The following is a 20,534-nucleotide window of genomic DNA, read 5'->3' on the forward strand; positions in this document are numbered from 1 at the left end:
ATTGGATTGCTGAAGGATTTCCCTAATTTATCACCTTGAGTACGTATCCCATGCCTATATGCGTATGAAGGAGTTTTACAGTAAAATCTTTATCGATTTTTTACGTAAAAAATTCACATACACTTCTATCACATTTGTGCCCGTGTCGAAGGTTACATCCCAAATTTTCTCGGCGAGTTCTACCTTCGATATCACACGTCCTTGATGGCGGATAAAATATTCTAGCAAACCAAATTCCTTGGCTGTCAACGGAATCGTTTTGCCTCCTCTTGTTACAGACTTCATATCCAAATCCATTTCGAGGTCAGCAATTTTGAGTACGTTGGTCGTTTGCAACGGCGCACTACCACGACGTGTAAGTGCCCGAATACGTGCTACCAGCTCTCGAAATTCAAAGGGTTTTGCAAGATAATCGTCGGCACCTGCATCGAGACCCACAATTTTGTCATCGGTAGTTCCTAATGCCGTCAGCATCAAGACAGGTGTGGCGATTTTGGCCTCCCGAATTTTTTTACAAAGTTCGAGTCCATTAAAACCTGGCAAAATAATATCAGTAATAATCAAACTGTAAGGATGGCGTGAGGCTAACTGAAAACCCATCGGACCGTCATAGGCAACATCTACTTCGTATTGTTGCTCTTCGAGACCCTGTTGGATAATTCTAACCGTTTTTACCTCATCTTCTATTAATAAAATTCTCATAAGCCTTGAGTTAAGTCAGTGAGTGGGGAGGAAATTCAAGTCCTGATACGAAACAATCATTACGCGTTGGAGCTAGAAAACGTAAAAAGAGGACGAAAGTACTTACTCAGAGTTAATTTAACACATTTTATAATCAATTTCTAATAAAATATGTACTAAAGTAAGTGCTGAAAAAACCTATTTTATTGTCAAAAAAACCATTATAAGCTATATTAGATATTTGAATTCTTAACCAACAAACGCTTTTCTAAATTAGATGAAAAAAATCGTACTTCCCTCTCTCCTTGCTTTGGGCTTGAATTTTGGCGCACAAGCACAAAAACTAAACCCTACCGAACAAAAAATTGCTCAATACATCGATGCCCATTTTGCTCAAACTGAGCAACTCTTGAAAGATGCTGTAAATATCAATAGTGGCACGCTCAACACTGCTGGAGTAAAACAAGTTGGTGATATTTTTAAAAAAGAATTTGAAAAAATTGGGTTTGCCACCACTTGGGTCAATCTACCTGATTCGCTCAAAAGAGCAGGGCATTTAGTAGCTGAGAAAAAAGGGAAAGCAGGTAAAAAGCTTTTCTTGATTGGACACTTAGATACCGTTTTTGAAAAAGAAATGACGTTTTCTCCCTATACCTATATCAATGACTCCACCATAACAGGACAAGGGGTCAATGACATGAAAGGTGGTGATGTCGTGGTCATAGCAGCACTTCAAGCACTACAAGCTCAAAAATTATTAGATAATGCTACCATAACCGCGTATTTTACAGGCGATGAAGAAAGTGCTGGTAAGCCAACTTCTGTAAGTCGTAAAGATTTTATTGACCGTGCCAAAACACATGATGTAGCATTGGCATTCGAAACGGCTGTGGGCTTACATACCGTTGCTACGGCTCGTCGTGGCGCGAGTGGTTGGTCATTAAAAACCTACGGAAAAACTGGACATTCATCAAGAGTATTTAGTCCCGAAATGGGATATGGCTCAATTTATGAAGCAGCACGTATCCTAAATGAATTTAGAGAGCAATTAAGTTCTGAAAAATATCTCACTTTTAACCCTGGCATGATTTTAGGCGGTGCCGAAATCAAATACAACGAAGGAAAAGCCAATGGTTCAGCTGTAGGAAAAACGAATATTATTTCGCCCGAAACTGTCGTAAATGGCGATTTACGCTTTTTGACAGAAACCCAAAAAATAAGGCTCGTGAAGTGATGAAGGCTATTGTTGCCAAAAATCTTACCGAGACAAAAGCTGAGATTAGTTTCTCAGATGGTATTCCTGCCATGGAGCCAACAGCAGCCAATGAACAAATTTTAGCACAACTCAATCAAGTAAGTAAAGATTTGGGCTATGGCGAAGTAAAAGCTGGCGATCCGGGTTCGAGAGGTGCAGGTGATATTTCGTATGTGGCAGAATATGTAGCTTGTTTAGACGGATTGGGAGCTTCGGGCAAAGGTGCTCACGCTCCTGGCGAAACCCTCAATATCAAGGAACTCCCTGCCTTAATCAAGCGCACTGCCATCTTGATTTATAGATTGACCAGATAATTTTGATGAAAAGGCAAAGATGTGATATATTCCTCTTTGCCTTTTTTTATACTACCACAGAAAAGGATATTCTATAACGTTCTATCTTTTAATTTTCCTTTCAAGTAAGCGACACTCTGTTTGAAAGCGATTCAATATTTTCAGCGCTTCATTACTTGGTTGCCAAGCTCTTTTACTCAATTTATACCCAATTTTAACTATGAAAAAAGTATCTCTCCTCCTACTCCTGTGGGTAGCGTGCGCCAGCTTTGGGTTTGCACAAAAAAAACAATCGTTGTTCAACAAAAAAGACCTTAGCGGTTGGAAAATCTATGGTACCGAAAAATGGTATGTAGAGAAAGGATTACTCATCTGCGAAAGTGGACCCGACAAGGAATATGGTTATCTGGCAACAGATAAAACCTTCAAGGATTTTGAATTGACCCTTCAATTTTTGCAAGAAGCCGATGGTAATAGTGGGGTATTTTTTCATTCGAGTATCGAAGGAACCAAAATTAGTGGTTGGCAAGCAGAGGTAGCTCCTCCGGGGCATTCAACTGGTGGGATTTATGAATCGTATGGTAGAGGATGGTTGATTAAACCTGCTGAAGAAAAAGACAAAGCCTTGAATATGGGTGAATGGAATACCATGAAAATCAAAGTAGTGGGAAATAAAGTAACTACATGGCTCAACGGTGTGGAAATGATTACGCTTGACGATGAAAAAATTGGTTCTCGCTCAGGCTCTATTGCTTTGCAAATTCATTCTGGCGGTGGAATCAGGGTAAAATGGAGAAAAATTAATATTGTAGAATTATAAAAGCTTCAATAGAGAAATAGGATTTTGAAATTCCATCAGCAAGCAAACTACGAGTACTTGCCGATGGAATTTTCTATCTTTCACCTAGTTTTTGGGCTTTACAGTTTCCCACCGTATGCCAAATCACCAGCGTCGCCAAGGCCAGGAATGATATAAAATTTTTCGTTGAGGCGTTCGTCTTTAGCTCCGACAAATAACGAAGCTTCTGGAATTTGTTCTTGAATATATGCCAATCCTTCAGGTGCTGCTATGGCCGCTGCAATAATCAATTTGGCAGGTTTTCCATATTGTAATAGTGCTTGGTAAGATTTTACCAAAGATTTACCTGTAGCAAGCATTGGGTCAATGAGCATGACGGTTTTCCCCTCCAAGGACGGACAAGCCAGATAATCCATCTGAATATCAAACGTCTCGTCGGCACGGTGTTTGCCACGATAGGCACCAATGAAGGCATTTTCGGATTGGTCAAATAAATTTAAAAAGCCTTGATAGAAAGGCAAACTAGCGCGAAGAATCGCTACCAAAACAGGCTGTTCAGTCAATAACGCTGTTGATGCTTCTGCCAATGGCGTTTGTACGGTAGCTGGCTGATAGTCTAAGGTTTTTGAGATTTCATAGGCCAAAATTTCACCCAAACGCTCCATATTCTTACGGAATCGCATAGAGTCGTTTTGAACAGTGATGTCTCGCATTTCTGCTAAAAATTGATTCGCTATCGAATTTTGGGCATTGAGTATAAACATGAGGTTATGGATATTTAGCGTTTTATAACAAAACTGGTATATTGATTACTAATCAAAATTAGGCTTTATCTATTATATAAAAAACTCTCGGTAACTTCCCTTTATCTGAAATTAACCTAAGCTTAATCCAAACCGTTTGAAAAATACCTTATTCCTTTCTCAATTTTGTAGCTTAAACTTTTCTCAACTCAATTTTCTTACCATAACGATACTACCTTTATGAAAAAATACAGTTTGCTCATTCCATTTCTTCTTTTTAATACGCTATTTTCTTTTGCTCAAAAACTAACACCCAAAGCAGTATTTATCATTGTAGATGGGATTCCTGCCGATGTAATTGAAAAAGCTTCTACCCCCACCCTGTCAGCTATTGCAAAAGTTGGCGGCTTTAAACGTGCCTATGTGGGTGGTCAAAAAGGAACTTATTCTCAGACTCCAACGATTTCTGCGGTTGGATACAATAGTCTTTTGACAGGTACATGGGTCAACAAACACAACGTATGGGACAACGATATCAAAGCTCCTAATTATAATTATTGGACTATTTTTAGATTCTTCAAAGAACAGTATCCTCAGAAAAAAATTGCGGTATATTCTACTTGGCTTGACAATCGTACCAAGCTCGTTGGCGATGGTTTGGCACAAACCAAGCAACTCAAAGTTGACTATCATTCTGATGGTTATGAGTTAGATACTGCGACTTATAAGCATGACAAAGAGCGTTGGTATATTCATCAGATAGATGAAAAAGTGAGTGATGATGCACAAAAAGGTATTCTTGAAAATGCCCCAGATATGACTTGGTTATATATGGAATATTCGGATGATATGGGACATAAATATGGCGATAGCCCACAAATGCAAAAGGCCATCGAATATGTAGACCAACAAGTAGGAAAAGTGTGGTCGGCGATTCAAGAAAGAGAGAAAAAGCATAAAGAAAAATGGTTAATCTTTATCACAACTGACCACGGACGCGATGCACAAACAGGTCGTAATCACGGAGGACAATCAGAACGTGAACGCACCACTTGGATGACGACCAATGCCCAAAATCTTAATACTTATTTTAAGGATTACCAGCCAGCAGTCGTTGATATTATGCCAAGTATTGCGCATTTTATGAATATCAAATTTCCTCAAAAACAAGCTTTTGAAATAGATGGCGTAGCTCTTAACAAACCTGTTTCAGCTATTTTGCCAGAAGTAAAACTTCTTGATAAGCAATTGGAAGTATCTTGGAAAGCTCTAGAAAAACAAGGTAAAATGAAAGTCTGGTTAAGCACAACCAACCATTTTGAAGAAGGTGGTGAAGATCAATACCAATTAATCGGAACGACAGATTTGGCTAAGGAGCATTTGATTATCAAAGATATTCCTGCCTCAAGTTTCTACAAAATTGTGTTAGAAAGCCCACATAATACCCTCAATCGTTGGATTGTAAAATAGGAGTTTTGAGCATCTAAGAAATTATCAATACTTTGCAATATGAAACAGCGACTTTCGACCATTCTATTGCAAAGTATTCCAGTCCTTTCGTTTATTGGACTGATTTATATATTTACTCCCGAAGATCTTTTAGCTTGGGAAATGCTCAAACGTAATCCACATGAACTGAGCAATCTTTTTTCGTACACCCTTATGTTTGGTTGCTTTTATGCCAACTATTATTGGTTTACACCACGCCTATATCTCACTGAGAAATATCTTTCGTTTTTAGGGATATTGCTATTGCTGTTTGGTTTTATTTATGTTATTTCAAACCAAATCAATTGGCCTATTATTCTTGGCGAATCGCAAAATAACCTATTGCCTCCTCCCCCACACCTAATACACCTTACTCCACCACCATCTGATCATCCAGATATGGGTCATCATGGTCCTATGAATCCCCCAGGTATTATTTTTGATTTTGGGAAATCTGTAATTTTATATCTGCTGGGTATTCTTTTCACAACCTTGTTCCGTACTCGACAGTTTCAGTATGCGCTGACGCAAGCCAAAACCGATGCAGAGTTAAAGTATCTCAAAGCACAAATTCATCCACATTTTCTATTCAATTCTCTCAATAGTGTTTATGCTATGTGTATTGAAGAAGAGGCTCCACAATCAGGCAAAGCAGTTTTGCAGTTATCCAATATGATGCGCTATGTGATTTCGGATGCCCATGCAGATTTGGTTGATTTGGAAAAAGAGATTACCTATATCAAAAACTATGTTGCTCTTCAAGAGTTGAGATTGGGAGATACCGCTCAAATTGATTTTAAGATAGAAGGAAATAGCCAATCCTTAAAAATTGCTCCATTGTTGCTGATTTCGATTATTGAAAATGCTTTTAAATATGGAATTTCTCCAGAAGATGATTCTCCTATCAAGATACATCTGAGTATCCAAGAACAGCATTTAACTCTTTTAGTAGAAAATAAAATTCACCCCAACATTTTACACAAAGAAAGCACTGGACTAGGTTTACAGAACACACAGCAACGATTGGAGTTGAATTACCCCAACAAAAATTGTTTGATCATCAATAATAGTCATCTTTTTTCGGTATCCTTATCGTTGGAGTTGAATAAATAATTGACTCAAAATTAGTGTTACACGAAGGATTTCGAACTATTGAAGATTTTGGAAATGTAATAGAATGCCTGTGTTTTTTATATAAAAAAGTAGGTTACACATCCGAAATGGATAGTTTGAAATCTTTCCTACAGGATTAATTCCCAATACTGCTACTAAACCCTTTTGAAATGCCAACATTAAAAGCCATAGCCCTCGACGACGAACCACCAGCTTTGAAGGTACTAGGTAGCTTGTGCAAGCAGAATCCTAATATCAATCTTGTACAAACTTTTACCAAGCCTTCCGAAGCTACTGCTTTTTTACAAAACAACCCAGTTGATTTACTTTTTCTAGACATCAATATGCCCACAATTTCTGGCATTGATTTTTTCAAAAGTATTTCACAACCTGTAATGCTCATTTTTACAACAGCTTTTAGTGAATTTGCCTTGGAAGGCTTCAATCTCCAAGCGATTGATTATTTACTAAAACCCATCACCCCCGAACGCTTTGAACAAGCTTGTCAAAAGGCTTTATTGTATTATGAAAAAATATTGAGCACGCAAGAAGAAGAAAATATACCTGAGTATCTCCAAATTAGAGCCGACTATAGTTTACATCAAATAGCCTTCGAAGATATTATTTTAGTGGAAGCACTTGATGATTATGTAAAAATTCATTGTACAACAGGTAAACCTATTGTTGCTCGTATGACCTTGAAAAATTTACAACTCAAATTGCCTGAGAAACTGTTTGTCAGAGTTCATAAATCCTATATTATTTCTTTCCATAAAATTAAAGCCTTGCGGAATAAAGTAGTGTATTTACCCAATTTCGAAATTCCACTGGGTCCCACATATGAAAAGGTTTTATTGGCAAGGTTAAAAGGGTTAGATTAAAAGTACTCTTGTAGGAATCCGTTTATTTCTTTTCAAAACATATCTTTCACCGACACATTATTAGTGTTTACCTCAAAAATACGCCCTTTCGTAACGCTTCATGATTAAACTAGGTCATGAAAGTAAACAACAAGACATATCTCGAAAATTGGTATCGAATCTAATAAACAACTGTGTTATGAAAAGAATTGATTTTTTGAAAAGAGCAGGTTTGGGTTTAGTAACAGCACAAATCGTAGCATGCAAAACCGAAAGTGTTGATCCAACCTCAAGCTCTAGTAGCTCTAGCTCGTCGTCAACCACAACTAGTGGCTCCACCAATACAAGCTGTACTAGTACTCCATCTGAAACAGAAGGACCATTTCCTACAAAAACTCCTTCGTCTTTAGTACAAAGTAATATTACTTCAGACCGTACAGGAACCAAACTTACGATTAAGATTAACATCCAAAACAAGAATGCAAGTTGTGCTGGTTTAGCAAATGCTATTGTAGACATTTGGCATTGTGATGCTGCTGGCAACTATTCAGAATATGGTGGTACTGGTATGCAAGCTACGAATTATACGACAGTACACTTTTTAAGAGGTCGCCAAGTTACAGACAGTACGGGTTTGGTTACTTTTACTAGTATTTACCCAGGTTGGTATTCTAGTAGAGCGCCACACATCCACGTGCATGTATACAATAGTTCGGGAACGTCATTGTTGGTTACACAAATCGCATTTCCTGAAGATATTTCTAAAATTGTATATGCACAAGGTGTGTATGCCAGCCATGGGCAAGCAGATACTACCAATGCAAAAGATAACGTCTTTGGAGATGGTGTAACTTATGAAATGTCAACCGTTACAGGCAACACAACCGACGGATATGTTTTGACTCACAACATTGTAGTATCAGCCTAGGCAAGAGGCAAGAGGCAAGAGGCAAGAGGCAAGTAGAAAAAAATTGCAATACACCCCTACCTACTCGGTGTTAAACATTTTTTTCTACTTTTTGCCAAACTAACAACTATACACTAACCCCTAAAAAACACTTTGTGCCTCAGTGCCTTATCCCTGTTCACTAATAAAAATCCAACCATGTCCAAAGGAATCATACAACTATGTTATCGTAAAATCATAGACGCCAACTCTACCAAGCTTTGGGACAAGTATGTGTTTGATGATACCCATCAAGAGTTTTTTATGCAAGCGCAATTGTATCATCAAGAAGGAAAACTTAAAACATATCACGAAATTCTTGAGAAAAATCCGCAAGCAGAAAAGCTTCAATTTTTGGTTAGTACCGCTGCAGTTGGGTATATTCAACAGCTTAATGGTATTGTTCCTGAAATCACTAATGCGTTCGGGAAGCTTTGTTTATCATTTGAAAATTTCAGGTTTGAAATTATTCAATCCCATATCAGCGACAAACAGCAACACAAAATAGCTATCTATTTTTACAGCAAACCACTTTTGTGGATAGATACCATTGCTAACCAGCTCTTGGTAAGTCATTCGACCGATCTTCAAGAAGAACACGAAACCGACTTGATTGCATTGCAGCCATTGCTTAATATTAGTTCATTTAAAGCTACTCCAATACTTAACTAGCTATGATTACACAGACTGAAGGCCGCATCATATTATCTGAGATGCAACCACATACGCAAACCCCAACTTTTCACAAGACACATATTTGGGAAAAAGGTGAAACACAAAACTACGAGCTAGAATATGTAGAAAAGGTATTGCTTTTGCCTAACTGCACCTTTAGTTTACCTGTTTCTTCCGTCCACTCTGTCTTGATTATTCCCTACATTGGTGATTTATATGTAGAAAATACCCGAATAGGGCAAAAATGTATTGAAGAACATCAAACATTTTCTTTGCAAGCAAACCTATATTCTGAGATACTTAATCCTTATCAAGATGAAATGGTCACATTTTTTATTGCAAAATATTCCAATGTACTAGCAGAAGAACTTAACGATATTTCGATTCAGGTGAGTAAAAATGAATTGCTACCAATACCTGCGTCATCGTGGATAGGACAGTTTGATGGAAGACAAAAAGGTAAATTATCGTTAAGCAATAAGCATAAAGATGTCTTAGTATATGTGGTTGATGGAGCTTTCGAGGTTCAAGATAGACTATTGCACGCAGAAGATGCGCTATTGCTAAATTCAGTCGATATGGTGGACTTTGAAGCTCTTTCCAATGAAGCTATTTTACTCTTTTTTGAATTAGCATTACATACAAAAAGGGGATAAAGTAAGCACCCTATCCCCTTATACGTAATCCTACATCAATTATTTATCAGTTTTATCACCAATAGAAAATCCTAATTTTAGACCAAAAAAGCTTGTAAAGTCATTGCTTGAAGCCCCTGAAACATCACTAATTTTACCTACAAACTTATGCCCATCTGGCATGCTAGCAGAAGGATTACTTACCCCTACAGTACCATTCAAACGATCGGTAAAGGCAAATCCTGATTGTGCAACAAACGAAAGTTTTGCTTTTTCTGAAAGTTTAAAACCTACCTCAAATCCAAATGGAATTATCAAGTCATTTACCCCCTCAGGACTGCTTGCTGTACCATCAGCATAGCGAATGACTGTACCATTTTGGCTAACCTTTGGATTGTAAGCAATCACTCCCAAACCAACAAATGGAGAAAAAGTTGGCTTTTTCCCCTCTCCTTTTCCCAATTGGTATTTGGCTAAAACTGCCGTCTGGAAGAAGCTTGTTTTGCCTGTATATGTATAGCCAGAATAAGCATTAGTCGCAATCGAACCGAAATCAAAACTAGCATTTAGCGAAAACTTTTCTGTCATTCTTTTTTCGATAAACATACCATAGGTCAAACTACCTGTAAATGCTTGTCCGTCGCCGATAATAGAACCAAATCCAGTCTTTACACCAATACTCCAAGGTAAAGTTTGTGCTTGTGAAATAGAGAAAATAGGAAAACAGTTGGCTATAAAAATAGCCAATACAGCCAAAGAGAACTTTTTCATGAGGATACTGTTTAAGTGATCAATAATAGCAGGAAGGAATATGTACCTTCTACTTTATCAGACGATTACTCATGAAAAAGTCACAATCAATCTTTTTTACTTCTTAAAAATTATGGCTTTGATTGGTTGAATCCTTGTAATTACAAAGGTAGGAATCAATAAAACAAACAACACTAAAGACACCGTTGCAAGATTCAGAAGCATAATGACACCCCAATTCATGGTTATTGGGACGGTGTTCATGTAGTAGTTGGCAGGATCAAGGGGAATTAGTTTAAAATGTTGTTGAATAAGGCAAAAGCCGATACCAATAATATTTCCATAAACCATTCCTTTAAAAATCATCAAAAAGCCACTCCAAAGAAATATCTTACGAATTTGCCAGTTGGAACTACCAAGTGCTTTAAAAAGCCCAATCATTGGAGTACGTTCCATCATGAGTACCAACAATATTGAAATCATATTGAAGCAAGCCACAAACAAGATTAAGGTAAGAAAAATCACCATATTGCGATCCAACATCCCTAACCAATCAAACAAACCCATAAACTTATCGGTTACTTTTTCGAGCTTCATATCAGGCTGCATCTTATCCTGAACTACTTTTGAGGAAGTTTGTATGGCATCAAAATCTTTCAAATAAATCTCATAAGCTCCGACAGAATCTGCTCCCCAGCCATTTATTTTTGAATCAATCCCAAATCGCCTATAATCAGGGTTTTATCAAATTCTTCTAAGCCTGTTTCATAGATTCCAGAAACATTCAATTTTCTAGGACGATCTGGTGCATTCAAAAAGTAAATAATCGCATTGTCACCTACATTCAATTTGAGTTTATCAGCAATGATTTTACTAATCAAAATATCTTTTGAATAAGTCGTATCATTGAACTGAATCGGCTTTCCTGCAATCATCACCGAGTGAAAGTTGGTTGTATCAAAATCACGACTTATTCCTTTCATTACTACGCCTAGCATTTCTTCAGGAGTCTTCAAAATACCTGCTTTCTGAGCCGAAACCTGTAAATGTTTGATGTCAGGAATATTTTTATAATGACGATACAAGTCAGTTTGTTTCGTAATAGGATATTCCTCATAAGATTCATTGGCTGAAAATTTAGCTACACGAATGTGAGGGGTAATACTAAAGAGTTTTTGTCGGATTGCATCCTTGAAGCCAAACAATATTCCAAAAGCAATAATCATAACCATCAATCCTAGAGCGATGCTGCCAATGCCGATTTTGGTAACTGTAGCCGAAAAAGATTGAGATGCCGTATTCTGAATACGATTGGAGATATATCTAGGAAAATTAGTCATAATTCAAATATTTCAAGCGTTAAAGCTTTTATCGTAGGGATGTTTTTTGAGATTTTCTAAAAAACATTAATGGTACATTCAAATCTACAAACAAAGTTTGTTGGCAGATTATGAAATCATAACGAAGGTTAAAACTTATTACGTTTACTTTTCAATCTACAAATAAAAAACAAATGTTTCGTATCCTCAAACATCCACTCATTTAATATAAATTAAGCATCCAATAGCATTCTGTTTTATTTTGAAAAGAAATAGGTTGGCATCTGTGATATTATGCTATTTTTGTCAAATCAACGCATTGTATTTTCTGACACATCGACTCTGTGAAGTATTTAGAGTACGCATATAACCTGTACCCAAGCATCTTAAAAATCTTAAAGTACCTAGTAGGAGCTTCAGTGTTTCTATGGTTAATTGTGTTTACTTATCTCAACGTAATACCTTCTTCAAAAAACTGTTATCACGCCGCAATTCTTCAAAAGCAGAAGCTTTTGGAAGAAACGCCTTCGCCTCGAATCATCATTACAGGCAGCTCATCCGCTGCTTTTGGCATCAATAGCACTATTTTACATAATGACTTTAATTTGCCTGTGGTAAACATGGCACTTGACTCTGATTTGGGTAGTAGTTTTATGCTAAAACAGCTCGAAGGTCATCTTCAACCAAACGATATTGTATTATTGGTCGTCGATTATCAGACTTCTCAAAAAGGAAACCTTCTTCCACAATTAATTACGGGAGACTATCTGTCAGAGGCTCGTGATTGGCGTTCCTCATTTACCCTTTCAGAACGTTTGAATGGGCATCTAGCCTATTATTGGTACATTTCAAGGTCTTTTTTTTTAAGCATATGGGATATGGCCCATATTTCTAAAGAATCTTCTTTTAGTAATGTGTATACAAGTCGAGGCTTTGACTCAAAAGGTGATTTAGTTTCGCATTTGGGACAGCCCCCCTATTTCAAGAATTCGTTACCAGCATTAGTAGTAGATAGTACCCTAAATCAACAAATCGAAGAAGTAAATAGCTTTAATAGATACGCCACCCAAAAACAAGCAAAACTATTTTGGGTAATAGGCAGTTGCTCGCAAGGATATTTTGAACAAAATCAGAAGGCTATTCAGCAGTATGAAAGCGTATTGAATAACACCTTATTTTGTCCTATTATCGGAAATAGTCTGACGGGTGTCATGGACGATGCTTTATATTTTGATTCTCAAAATCACCCCAATGCAGAAGGACGAAAGATTTGGACCTACCGAATTGTAGAATTATTGGACAGTTTTGACTTTTAGGTCAAAACCATGGAAATCAAGCTTCTATCTTTATAAAGAGTAAATCATAAAAATTGTCTAACTTTGGATTTTAGAACTACTCCTTTATAAACATGAAAGCAAAATATCTTAATCCATTTACGGACTTCGGGTTCAAGAAAATCTTTGGTGAAGAAGCCAGTAAGCCACAACTTATTGACTTCCTAAACTCCCTTTTGCCCGAAAGAGACCAAATCGTAGAACTCACCTTCAAAAACAATGAGCAATTAGGCTTTACACCCTACGACCGAAAAGCCATTTATGATATCTATTGTGAAAATCAAAATGGTGAAAAGTTTATCGTAGAACTACAAAAAGCCAAACAGAATTATTTTAGAGAAAGAACCATTTACTATTCCACTTTCCCGATTCGAGAACAAGCTGAAAAAGGTATTTGGAACTACAATCTCAAAGCGGTATACTGCATAGGCGTGCTAGATTTCACCTTTGATGATTACGAATCTGAACCTGAAAAATCAGAAGTCGTTCATACCATCAATCTCAAAAATCAGCATGGAAAGGTCTTCTACGACAAGTTGACTTATATCTATCTGGAAATGCCTAATTTCAAAAAAGAAGAACATGAGTTGGCTACAAGACTAGATAAATGGTTGTATTTTATCAAAAACCTCGAAGACTTTCAAAACATTCCAGAGTTGTTTAAAGATGAAGTATTTACTCACGCTTTTCAAGTCGCTGAGCTAGCCAAAATGGATAGGGAGGATTGGGAACGATACGAATACAGTCTTAAAGTATTTAGAGACAATAAAGCCACCTACGATTATGCAGTCGAAACAGCCCATGAGGAAGGACTCTTAAAAGGTATGCAGGAAGGGTTGAAAGAGGGAATTCAAAAAGGAATTCAGGAGGGAATGGAAAAGGGTATCCAAGAAGGCATGGAGAAAGGAATTCAAGAGGGAATGGAAAAAGGCATCCAAGAAGGTATTTTAGAAGGAAAAAAAGAAGAACAAAGGCACATAGCTCGTCAAGCAAAGATTATGGGGTTAGGCATTGAAAATATCAAAATGCTCACTGGACTCTCAGAAGAAGAAATCAACAACCTGTAGGGGGCTCCCCTACAGGTATTTTTTACATTATGCTTTTTAACTCAATAGAATTTTTAGTGTTTTTCCCAATCGTGACGATTGGCTATTTCTTGTTACCGCACAAATTCAGATGGTTGTGGCTTTTAGTAGCATCTTGCTATTTTTATATGGCATTTGTACCCATTTACATGGTTATTCTAGGCTTCACCATCATCGTTGACTACTACGCGGGTATATTGATAGAACAAAGCGAGGGTAGTCGGCGAAAATGGTTTCTGGTAATGAGTCTGATTGCCAATATTGGGGTTTTAGCCGTTTTTAAATATTATAATTTTATTAACGAAAATATCACTTGGTTATTAAAAGGTTTTGCGCTTCAAAATCCTATTCCTTATTTAGAAATACTTCTACCAATTGGTTTGTCATTTCATACTTTTCAGGCAATGAGTTACACCATAGAGGTTTACCGAGGCAATCAAAAAGCAGAAAGGCATTTTGGGATTTACTCGCTCTATGTGATGTTTTATCCACAACTGGTAGCTGGTCCCATAGAGCGTCCACAAAATGTACTGCATCAATTTCATGAGGAACATTATTTTGACTATAAAAATGTAACCAATGGACTCAAGCTAATGGCTTGGGGGATGTTTAAGAAAGTAGTCATTGCCGATAGATTAGCGGCTATGGTTGGACAAGTATATGACCATCCGCAAGGATATACAGGTTTGCCATTAATTATTGCGACTTGCTTGTTTTCAATTCAAATATTCTGTGATTTCTCGGGTTACTCAGATATTGCTTTAGGCTCAGCACAGGTGATGGGATTTGAGTTGATGAAGAATTTTGACCGTCCTTATTTCTCAAAAACTATTTCAGAATTTTGGCGTCGCTGGCATATCTCACTATCTACTTGGTTTAGGGACTATTTGTACATCTCTCTAGGTGGGAACAGGGTCTCAAAATGGCGTCGAGAAGTGAACTTATTTATCGTTTTCCTAGTAAGTGGCATTTGGCATGGTGCTAGTTGGAACTTTGTTATTTGGGGAGCTATTCATGGTTTTTATCTGATTTTCGCTAATCAAACAAAGGATATTCGAAATAAAATTATAAGTTCTCTTGGCTTAAACACTTGGCCTATTTTCTACAATATTCTTCAGGTATTGACGATTTTTGGACTAACCAGTTTTGCTTGGATTTTTTTCCGTGCCAAAGACTTCCAAACGGCATCTTACATTGTGAGTCACTTATTTACTGATTTACCACATCAAATAAACCAATTGAGTAATGGTGAGTTTTTTGCCAAAAATGTAATGCTCAACAAAGGCGAACTCAATTTTGTAGTGGTCATCTTGGCACTTATTATGATGGAAAGCGTTCATTGGGCACAAAGAGGAGTTCATATTAGAGAAAGACTTAGCCAAAAACCACTTTGGTTTCGTTGGCTACTATATTACGGAATTATCTTCGCTACCTTATTCATGGGTATGTATCAGGCACCAGCGCAATTTATTTACTTTCAGTTTTAAGTAAAACGGCATAAAGACAAAATATTCTTTATGCCGTTTTTAATTTCTAAATACATTAAAAATGAAAAACCTTGTATAATTCATCATACTTTAGAGACATACGACACTATTCCTTCATTTTTAGGAAGATATTTTATAGCATTTTTGAATAAGCTATGTATTTTTTTCCGAAATTTGCACCTTCTTTTTAGACACGTAGGACTTGCTAAGAGGCTAAACACCTAATTATCAATATCCTAATTCCAAAGTATCATGACCGAAAAAATATTAATCCTCGATTTTGGTTCTCAAGTAACGCAATTGATTGCACGTCGTGTGCGCGAGCTAAGCGTCTATTGCGAAATTCATCCATTCAATCATATCCCTGAAATTGGTGACGATGTAAAAGGGGTTATCTTCTCAGGTAGTCCTTGTTCTGTACGTGAAGAGGATTCTCCACGTGTGGATATGTCTCTTTTCAGAGGAAAATTACCTTTATTAGGTATTTGCTATGGGGCACAATTGCTAGCTCATACTGCTGGTGGTGAGGTTTTTAACTCAGGACACCGTGAGTATGGTCGTGCTAAAATGACGAAAGTTCAATCATCTGAACTTTGGGAAGGCGTTTCGGAAGACTCTCAAGTATGGATGTCACACGGTGATACAATCATGTCTGTTCCTGAAAACTTTGAAATCATTGGTTCTACAGATTCAGTGAAAGTAGCAGCTTTTAAAATCAAAGACGAATCTACTTACGGCATTCAGTTCCACCCAGAGGTAACTCACTCTTTGGAAGGAAAAGATATGTTGAAAAACTTCGTAGTTGGCATTTGTGGTTGTAGCCAAGACTGGACTTCGGACTCATTTGTAGACTCGACTGTTGCTAATTTGAAAGAAAAATTAGGTAATGATAAAGTTGTTTTAGGACTTTCTGGAGGCGTTGATAGTTCGGTAGCTGCTGTATTGATTCATAAAGCTATTGGCAAAAACTTATACTGTATTTTTGTAGATAACGGATTACTTCGTAAAAACGAATTTGAAGAGGTACTTGAATCTTACAAAAACTTAGGATTGAACGTAAAAGGTGTTGATGCAAAAGAACAATTCTATACAGCGTTAGCAGGCTTGTCAGATCCTGAAGCAAAAAGAAAAGCTATTGGTAAAACATTTATTGATGTTTTTGACCAAGAAGCTCATTTAATTGAAGATGTAAAATGGCTAGGTCAAGGTACTATTTATCCAGACGTAATTGAGTCTGTTTCGGTAAAAGGTCCTTCTGCTACCATCAAATCTCACCATAACGTAGGTGGCTTACCTGACTACATGAAGTTGAAGGTTGTTGAGCCACTTAATACTTTGTTCAAAGATGAAGTTCGTTTAGTAGGTAAAACTTTAGGAATTGATCCAAATATTTTGGGTCGTCACCCATTCCCAGGTCCAGGTTTGGCTATTCGTATTCTTGGAGATATTACTCCAGAAAAAGTAGATGTTCTTCAAAACGTAGATGCAATCTTTATCGGGAAATTGAAAGAAAAAGGATTGTATGACCAAGTTTGGCAAGCAGGTGCAATTTTGTTACCTATCCAATCGGTAGGTGTAATGGGCGATGAACGTACATACGAAAAGGTAGTTGCGCTTCGTGCTGTAACATCTGTAGATGGTATGACTGCTGACTGGTGTCACTTACCTTATGAATTTTTAGCAGAGGTATCTAACGACATTATTAACAAGGTAAAAGGTGTTAATCGTGTTGTATACGATATTTCTTCAAAACCACCAGCTACCATTGAGTGGGAATAAGCATAAAAAGGAAAGTCCAGTCGAAAGGCTGGACTTTTTTGTTTTTGTAGTTTTTCAGTAATCTTCTACTCAGTATTGAGTAGAAAAGCCTTCCGTAGACATAACAAACTCATTATCAATACAATACGAAAACCTTTTTTTTCTAAACAATTTTATTTTCAAAATATAACTAAAAAGATATTTTTTGACCTATTTGATTTTTATCCTCCGAAAAATAAATTTCTATTCAGTTTTGCGTCCATTAAGTACTATTCATAGAATTTTTAGAATGATATTTGAGCGTGCTTTATTAAGTCTCATTTTAAAAATTCTCATGTATGAAAAAGTTTTACCTTTTAATCCTCTCTGCTCTTTTAATGGGCAATGCCGCAACGGCACAGAGTAGCAAGCCTACACTAGGCAACTCTATTAATATCCAATTTGGTAGTTTTGGTTTTGGAGCAGGTTTATCAAGACAACTAAAACCTGGCAAGTTTAATTTACGTATCTCGGCCGAATTTTTAGACAGTAAAAATTTCGTAAAAAATCCTATTAAAGTAAACCTAGGAGACGGAGCATCCGATGTTTTGATTAATCCAACTGTAACTTCTATGCTTTTGGGAGCAAAGGTAGATTGGCATCCATTCAAGAAAAGTTCTTTTAAGTTAGTTGGTGGAGTATCTTACGGTAGTGGAGACTTCTATGTAGATGTAGAGCCAGCTCAGAAAACAGGGCGTTTTAAATTGGCAAAAGATGTAGAGTTGGATGCGGAAGAATTTGGCACGGCTCGTTTGATTGTTTCGGGTAATAAAGTACGTCCTTATCTAGGACTTGGTTTTGGTAGAGCTATTCCTAAGCACAAACTAGGTTTTTCGGTTGACTTGGGAACATATTACACTGGCTCTCCTAAACTAGCAGTACCTCGTACAGGCATGATTGAGTCGATTTTGACAGACCAGAATATCTCTGATATTGAGAAAAACATCAAAAACTACTCATTTGTACCAAACATCACTTTCAGCATTACCTACAAGCTGAATAAATAATTAAACTACAAGGTAAAATTTAATCAAAAACGAATACTTATGAAAAAGCTTATATATATTTTAGGTGCTTTTATGCTAGCTGGTGCTTGGTATGCCTGTACGCCCCCTCTCGACGGTGTAACGCTTAAACTTCCAGTAGCACTTGCTAATTCAAATGTTGTTGTTCAATTCCAACCAGACAATATTAGCGCGGGCGACTTACCTAGCAATATCAAAATCTCACTTGGTGGTGCCGATACAGCCAAGGTTGTAAATAGTGTTGGTGGAAAAACATTGGCGGTAAAACAAAATGTTTTGACCCTGGCTGCCAAATCAAACAGTGTTCCTAGCGCAAACGCTCCAATCAAATTTTTTATCATAGCAGAGGCTGACGGATACTTGCGTAGCATTACTCCTGTAGAAATTACTAGTACAAAAGACCAGAACTTAGTTGTTAAATTAACCAAAATTGCAGCGCCTCCTGCAGGTGTATCTGTGGTTCAACAACCAGCTACCGTTCCTGCATCAGGAACAACTTCAACCCCTATTGCTGCAGCTACTTCGACTACTTCAACTGTACAAGAAAAGGCAACTGTAAATATCCCATCGGGTGTTACGATGAAAGATGGCGATGGTCAAACTGTGGGTGGTAACGTGAATGTGGTAATTACTAAAACTGATGCCACTAAGACACCTGTTAACATTGACCTTGGTGATGTGAGTAAGGTTTTGGATAAAAATAACCAACCTATCCCTTCGTTTACTTTTAAACCAGTGGTAGGTATGGACATTGAGATTTCGAATGATAAAAACCAAAAAGTAAAATCATTCTCAGGACAAATTGATGTTCAAACGGAATTTCCAACTGGAGCTACTGACCCAACTACAGGCAAGCCTTTAGTAGCTGGCGATTTGATTGCGATTGCATCTTATGACGAAGATACAAAAGTCTTTAAGTATGAAGGGAGTGTAAAATTAACAACCAATGCTAATGGCAAATTAGAGGCAAAAGGAACTATCAACCACTTAACTTCTGTATTTTTTGCGTCATTCAATGGTATTACCGTTGCAGGAAACTCAAATAGTCCAGCGGATATTGCAGCTGCAAAGGCAGCGTTTGGCGATAATGTTACTCCTGCTATGATTAATGCTATTAAAACTTATACATTGGCATTTGGGGGTTCAGTTGGACAATATGCTAGCGAAACGTTTATTGTAGATGTAAACGACGGCGTAGTTGTGTTTGAAACGACTGATAGATTAAATAACTCTATCATTACGCCAAATGAAATCACTAAAATTGTGGTCAAAAACTCATTAGGTGAAGTAATCACAACTGTCAATAACCCATATCCAAGTGGTCAGTCAGCAACAATCAATATGCCAGCACCACCAAACTTTATCGAGTTACAAGCTAACTTAAAGTGTAAAGACGCAAACAAAACGTCAAATGCTGACAATATTCATATGTATGCGAAAAAGCCTGGTGATGGATATTTCTATGTTGGTAAAGCGACTAGAAATGCTTCAAATATCATTACTGCCACTTCTACTATTTTGAAAAGAGGTGGTGTATATGACTTTATGTTTGATGTGGGTGGTATTCTGTTTTACTACGATAATCAAACTGTAACCTCGGGTAGCGTTCACTCTATCAATAGCTCTATGCCAGACGTTCTGTGTAAATAGGGTTTGGTTAAATTAGATTTGTTTGACTAACAAAAGCTATCAACTAAAAACGGTATCGAATTAATTCGATACCGTTTTTAGTTGATAGGTATTCAGCCATACCCAATAGGTTAAACGTTTGAATATATTTCTTAAGAAATCAGATAAGCATTTTACCAAGTGTACATCACTAACGACCGAAAGCTCAAAACAAACTATAACCTTTTGATTATGAGAAAGTTTCACCAAAACACTTAATCTTCTCCTCTGACCTTTAAACAGTTTAAACGTCAGTCCAAGACAAAGTCTTAAACTCGGAACTTCAATTTTGTCTAATAATCAGACTATTAACTTATAACATATTCGCACAAAACTAATTTGAAAGACTAATTTTTGAGAAAATTTTCAATAGCTTCACTATGAAAAACTCTACGGTAAACTATATACGATGCAATTATTTTTAAATGGTCTTACAATTGTTCATAAAAAACTCATGTACTATGTCTAAGAAAAAACACAATACATGAGTTTGATTACTTCATCTGAAATCTAAACCATTTCTATAAATTTCATTTTAAGACAACACTAAGTATAGTACTAATAGGATAACTACAATTAGA

The 20,534-nt window shown here is 36.9% G+C and carries 19 protein-coding genes and 1 pseudogene; 15 read left to right on the forward strand and 5 right to left on the reverse strand.

Going from position 1 to position 20,534, the window contains the following annotated elements; genetic code table 11:
* Positions 1–22: 22 nt before the first annotated feature.
* A pseudogene (locus BWI92_RS08290) lies at positions 23–702 on the reverse strand (response regulator).
* Between the two features lie 256 nt (positions 703–958).
* Between BWI92_RS08290 and BWI92_RS08295 the strand changes: the two are divergent.
* The 3 genes from BWI92_RS08295 to BWI92_RS08300 all read left to right on the forward strand — a co-directional run bounded on the left by BWI92_RS08295 (position 959) and on the right by BWI92_RS08300 (position 3,049).
* Positions 959–1,915: a M20/M25/M40 family metallo-hydrolase gene (locus BWI92_RS08295; protein WP_310588879.1), complete on the forward strand. Its 957-nt coding sequence runs from the start codon at positions 959–961 to the stop codon at positions 1,913–1,915.
* Entirely contained in the window at positions 1,915–2,250 is a 336-nt protein-coding gene (locus BWI92_RS28645; protein ID WP_409024744.1) for a M20/M25/M40 family metallo-hydrolase, read from the forward strand. The genes BWI92_RS08295 and BWI92_RS28645 overlap by 1 nt, the downstream gene beginning before the upstream one ends.
* Before the next feature lie 199 nt (positions 2,251–2,449).
* Positions 2,450–3,049 (forward strand): DUF1080 domain-containing protein, encoded by a 600-nt coding sequence (locus BWI92_RS08300; protein WP_095161847.1) that lies wholly within the window; start codon positions 2,450–2,452, stop codon positions 3,047–3,049.
* A gap of 98 nt (positions 3,050–3,147) precedes the next feature.
* Here the strand turns inward: BWI92_RS08300 and upp are convergent, their stop codons facing one another.
* A complete protein-coding gene (gene upp, locus BWI92_RS08305; RefSeq protein ID WP_095161848.1) occupies positions 3,148–3,792 on the reverse strand; it encodes a uracil phosphoribosyltransferase in 645 nt (214 codons plus the stop codon).
* A gap of 219 nt (positions 3,793–4,011) precedes the next feature.
* Between upp and BWI92_RS08310 the strand changes: the two genes are divergently transcribed.
* The 6 genes from BWI92_RS08310 to BWI92_RS08335 all read left to right on the forward strand — a co-directional run bounded on the left by BWI92_RS08310 (position 4,012) and on the right by BWI92_RS08335 (position 9,509).
* Positions 4,012–5,241, forward strand: coding sequence for an alkaline phosphatase family protein (locus BWI92_RS08310; RefSeq protein ID WP_095161849.1), 1,230 nt, complete (start codon positions 4,012–4,014; stop codon positions 5,239–5,241).
* A gap of 39 nt (positions 5,242–5,280) precedes the next feature.
* Complete coding sequence (locus BWI92_RS08315) at positions 5,281–6,372, forward strand: sensor histidine kinase (protein WP_095161851.1); 1,092 nt, start codon at positions 5,281–5,283, stop codon at positions 6,370–6,372.
* Positions 6,373–6,542: 170 nt separating this feature from the next.
* Positions 6,543–7,253 (forward strand): LytTR family DNA-binding domain-containing protein, encoded by a 711-nt coding sequence (locus tag BWI92_RS08320; protein WP_095161853.1) that lies wholly within the window; start codon positions 6,543–6,545, stop codon positions 7,251–7,253.
* Positions 7,254–7,431: 178 nt separating this feature from the next.
* Positions 7,432–8,160 (forward strand): intradiol ring-cleavage dioxygenase, encoded by a 729-nt coding sequence (locus BWI92_RS08325; RefSeq protein ID WP_095162021.1) that lies wholly within the window; start codon positions 7,432–7,434, stop codon positions 8,158–8,160.
* Positions 8,161–8,337: 177 nt separating this feature from the next.
* Positions 8,338–8,850, forward strand: coding sequence for a hypothetical protein (locus BWI92_RS08330; protein WP_095161855.1), 513 nt, complete (start codon positions 8,338–8,340; stop codon positions 8,848–8,850).
* Between the two features lie 2 nt (positions 8,851–8,852).
* Positions 8,853–9,509, forward strand: a complete 657-nt coding sequence (locus tag BWI92_RS08335; RefSeq protein WP_095161857.1) for a hypothetical protein — start codon at positions 8,853–8,855, stop codon at positions 9,507–9,509.
* Between the two features lie 39 nt (positions 9,510–9,548).
* On the opposite strand, the gene BWI92_RS08340 is transcribed toward BWI92_RS08335, so the two are convergent.
* From BWI92_RS08340 to BWI92_RS28655, 3 genes are all read right to left on the reverse strand, one after another.
* On the reverse strand, positions 9,549–10,259 hold the full coding sequence (locus tag BWI92_RS08340; protein WP_095161859.1) for a hypothetical protein: 711 nt from the start codon (positions 10,257–10,259) through the stop codon (positions 9,549–9,551).
* A gap of 96 nt (positions 10,260–10,355) precedes the next feature.
* A complete protein-coding gene (locus BWI92_RS28650) occupies positions 10,356–10,898 on the reverse strand; it encodes an FtsX-like permease family protein (RefSeq protein WP_310588881.1) in 543 nt (180 codons plus the stop codon).
* Between the two features lie 41 nt (positions 10,899–10,939).
* On the reverse strand, positions 10,940–11,578 hold the full coding sequence (locus BWI92_RS28655; protein WP_310588882.1) for an ABC transporter permease: 639 nt from the start codon (positions 11,576–11,578) through the stop codon (positions 10,940–10,942).
* A 323-nt stretch (positions 11,579–11,901) separates the two neighbouring features.
* Here BWI92_RS28655 and BWI92_RS08350 point away from each other — a divergent pair, with 323 nt between their 5' ends.
* The 6 genes from BWI92_RS08350 (at position 11,902) to BWI92_RS08375 (ending at position 19,935) form a co-directional block, all read left to right on the forward strand.
* Positions 11,902–12,873 carry a hypothetical protein gene (locus BWI92_RS08350; RefSeq protein WP_176464375.1) on the forward strand — a complete coding sequence of 324 codons (972 nt, stop codon included), beginning with the start codon at positions 11,902–11,904 and terminating at the stop codon, positions 12,871–12,873.
* A gap of 92 nt (positions 12,874–12,965) precedes the next feature.
* Positions 12,966–13,958 (forward strand): Rpn family recombination-promoting nuclease/putative transposase, encoded by a 993-nt coding sequence (locus tag BWI92_RS08355; protein WP_095161863.1) that lies wholly within the window; start codon positions 12,966–12,968, stop codon positions 13,956–13,958.
* Positions 13,959–13,987: 29 nt separating this feature from the next.
* Positions 13,988–15,463, forward strand: coding sequence for an MBOAT family protein (locus BWI92_RS08360; protein ID WP_095161865.1), 1,476 nt, complete (start codon positions 13,988–13,990; stop codon positions 15,461–15,463).
* Positions 15,464–15,715: 252 nt separating this feature from the next.
* A complete protein-coding gene (guaA, locus tag BWI92_RS08365; RefSeq protein ID WP_095161867.1) occupies positions 15,716–17,242 on the forward strand; it encodes a glutamine-hydrolyzing GMP synthase in 1,527 nt (508 codons plus the stop codon).
* Positions 17,243–17,559: 317 nt separating this feature from the next.
* Positions 17,560–18,267, forward strand: a complete 708-nt coding sequence (locus tag BWI92_RS08370; RefSeq protein WP_095161869.1) for a hypothetical protein — start codon at positions 17,560–17,562, stop codon at positions 18,265–18,267.
* A 39-nt stretch (positions 18,268–18,306) separates the two neighbouring features.
* The gene (locus tag BWI92_RS08375; RefSeq protein WP_095161871.1) at positions 18,307–19,935 is read left to right on the forward strand and encodes a hypothetical protein; all 1,629 of its coding nucleotides are present in this window, start codon (positions 18,307–18,309) and stop codon (positions 19,933–19,935) included.
* The last annotated feature ends 599 nt before the right edge of the window (positions 19,936–20,534 follow it).

It is taken from the genome of Flectobacillus sp. BAB-3569, assembly GCF_002270355.1.
GTDB classification, from domain to species: Bacteria; Bacteroidota; Bacteroidia; order Cytophagales; family Spirosomataceae; genus Flectobacillus; species Flectobacillus roseus.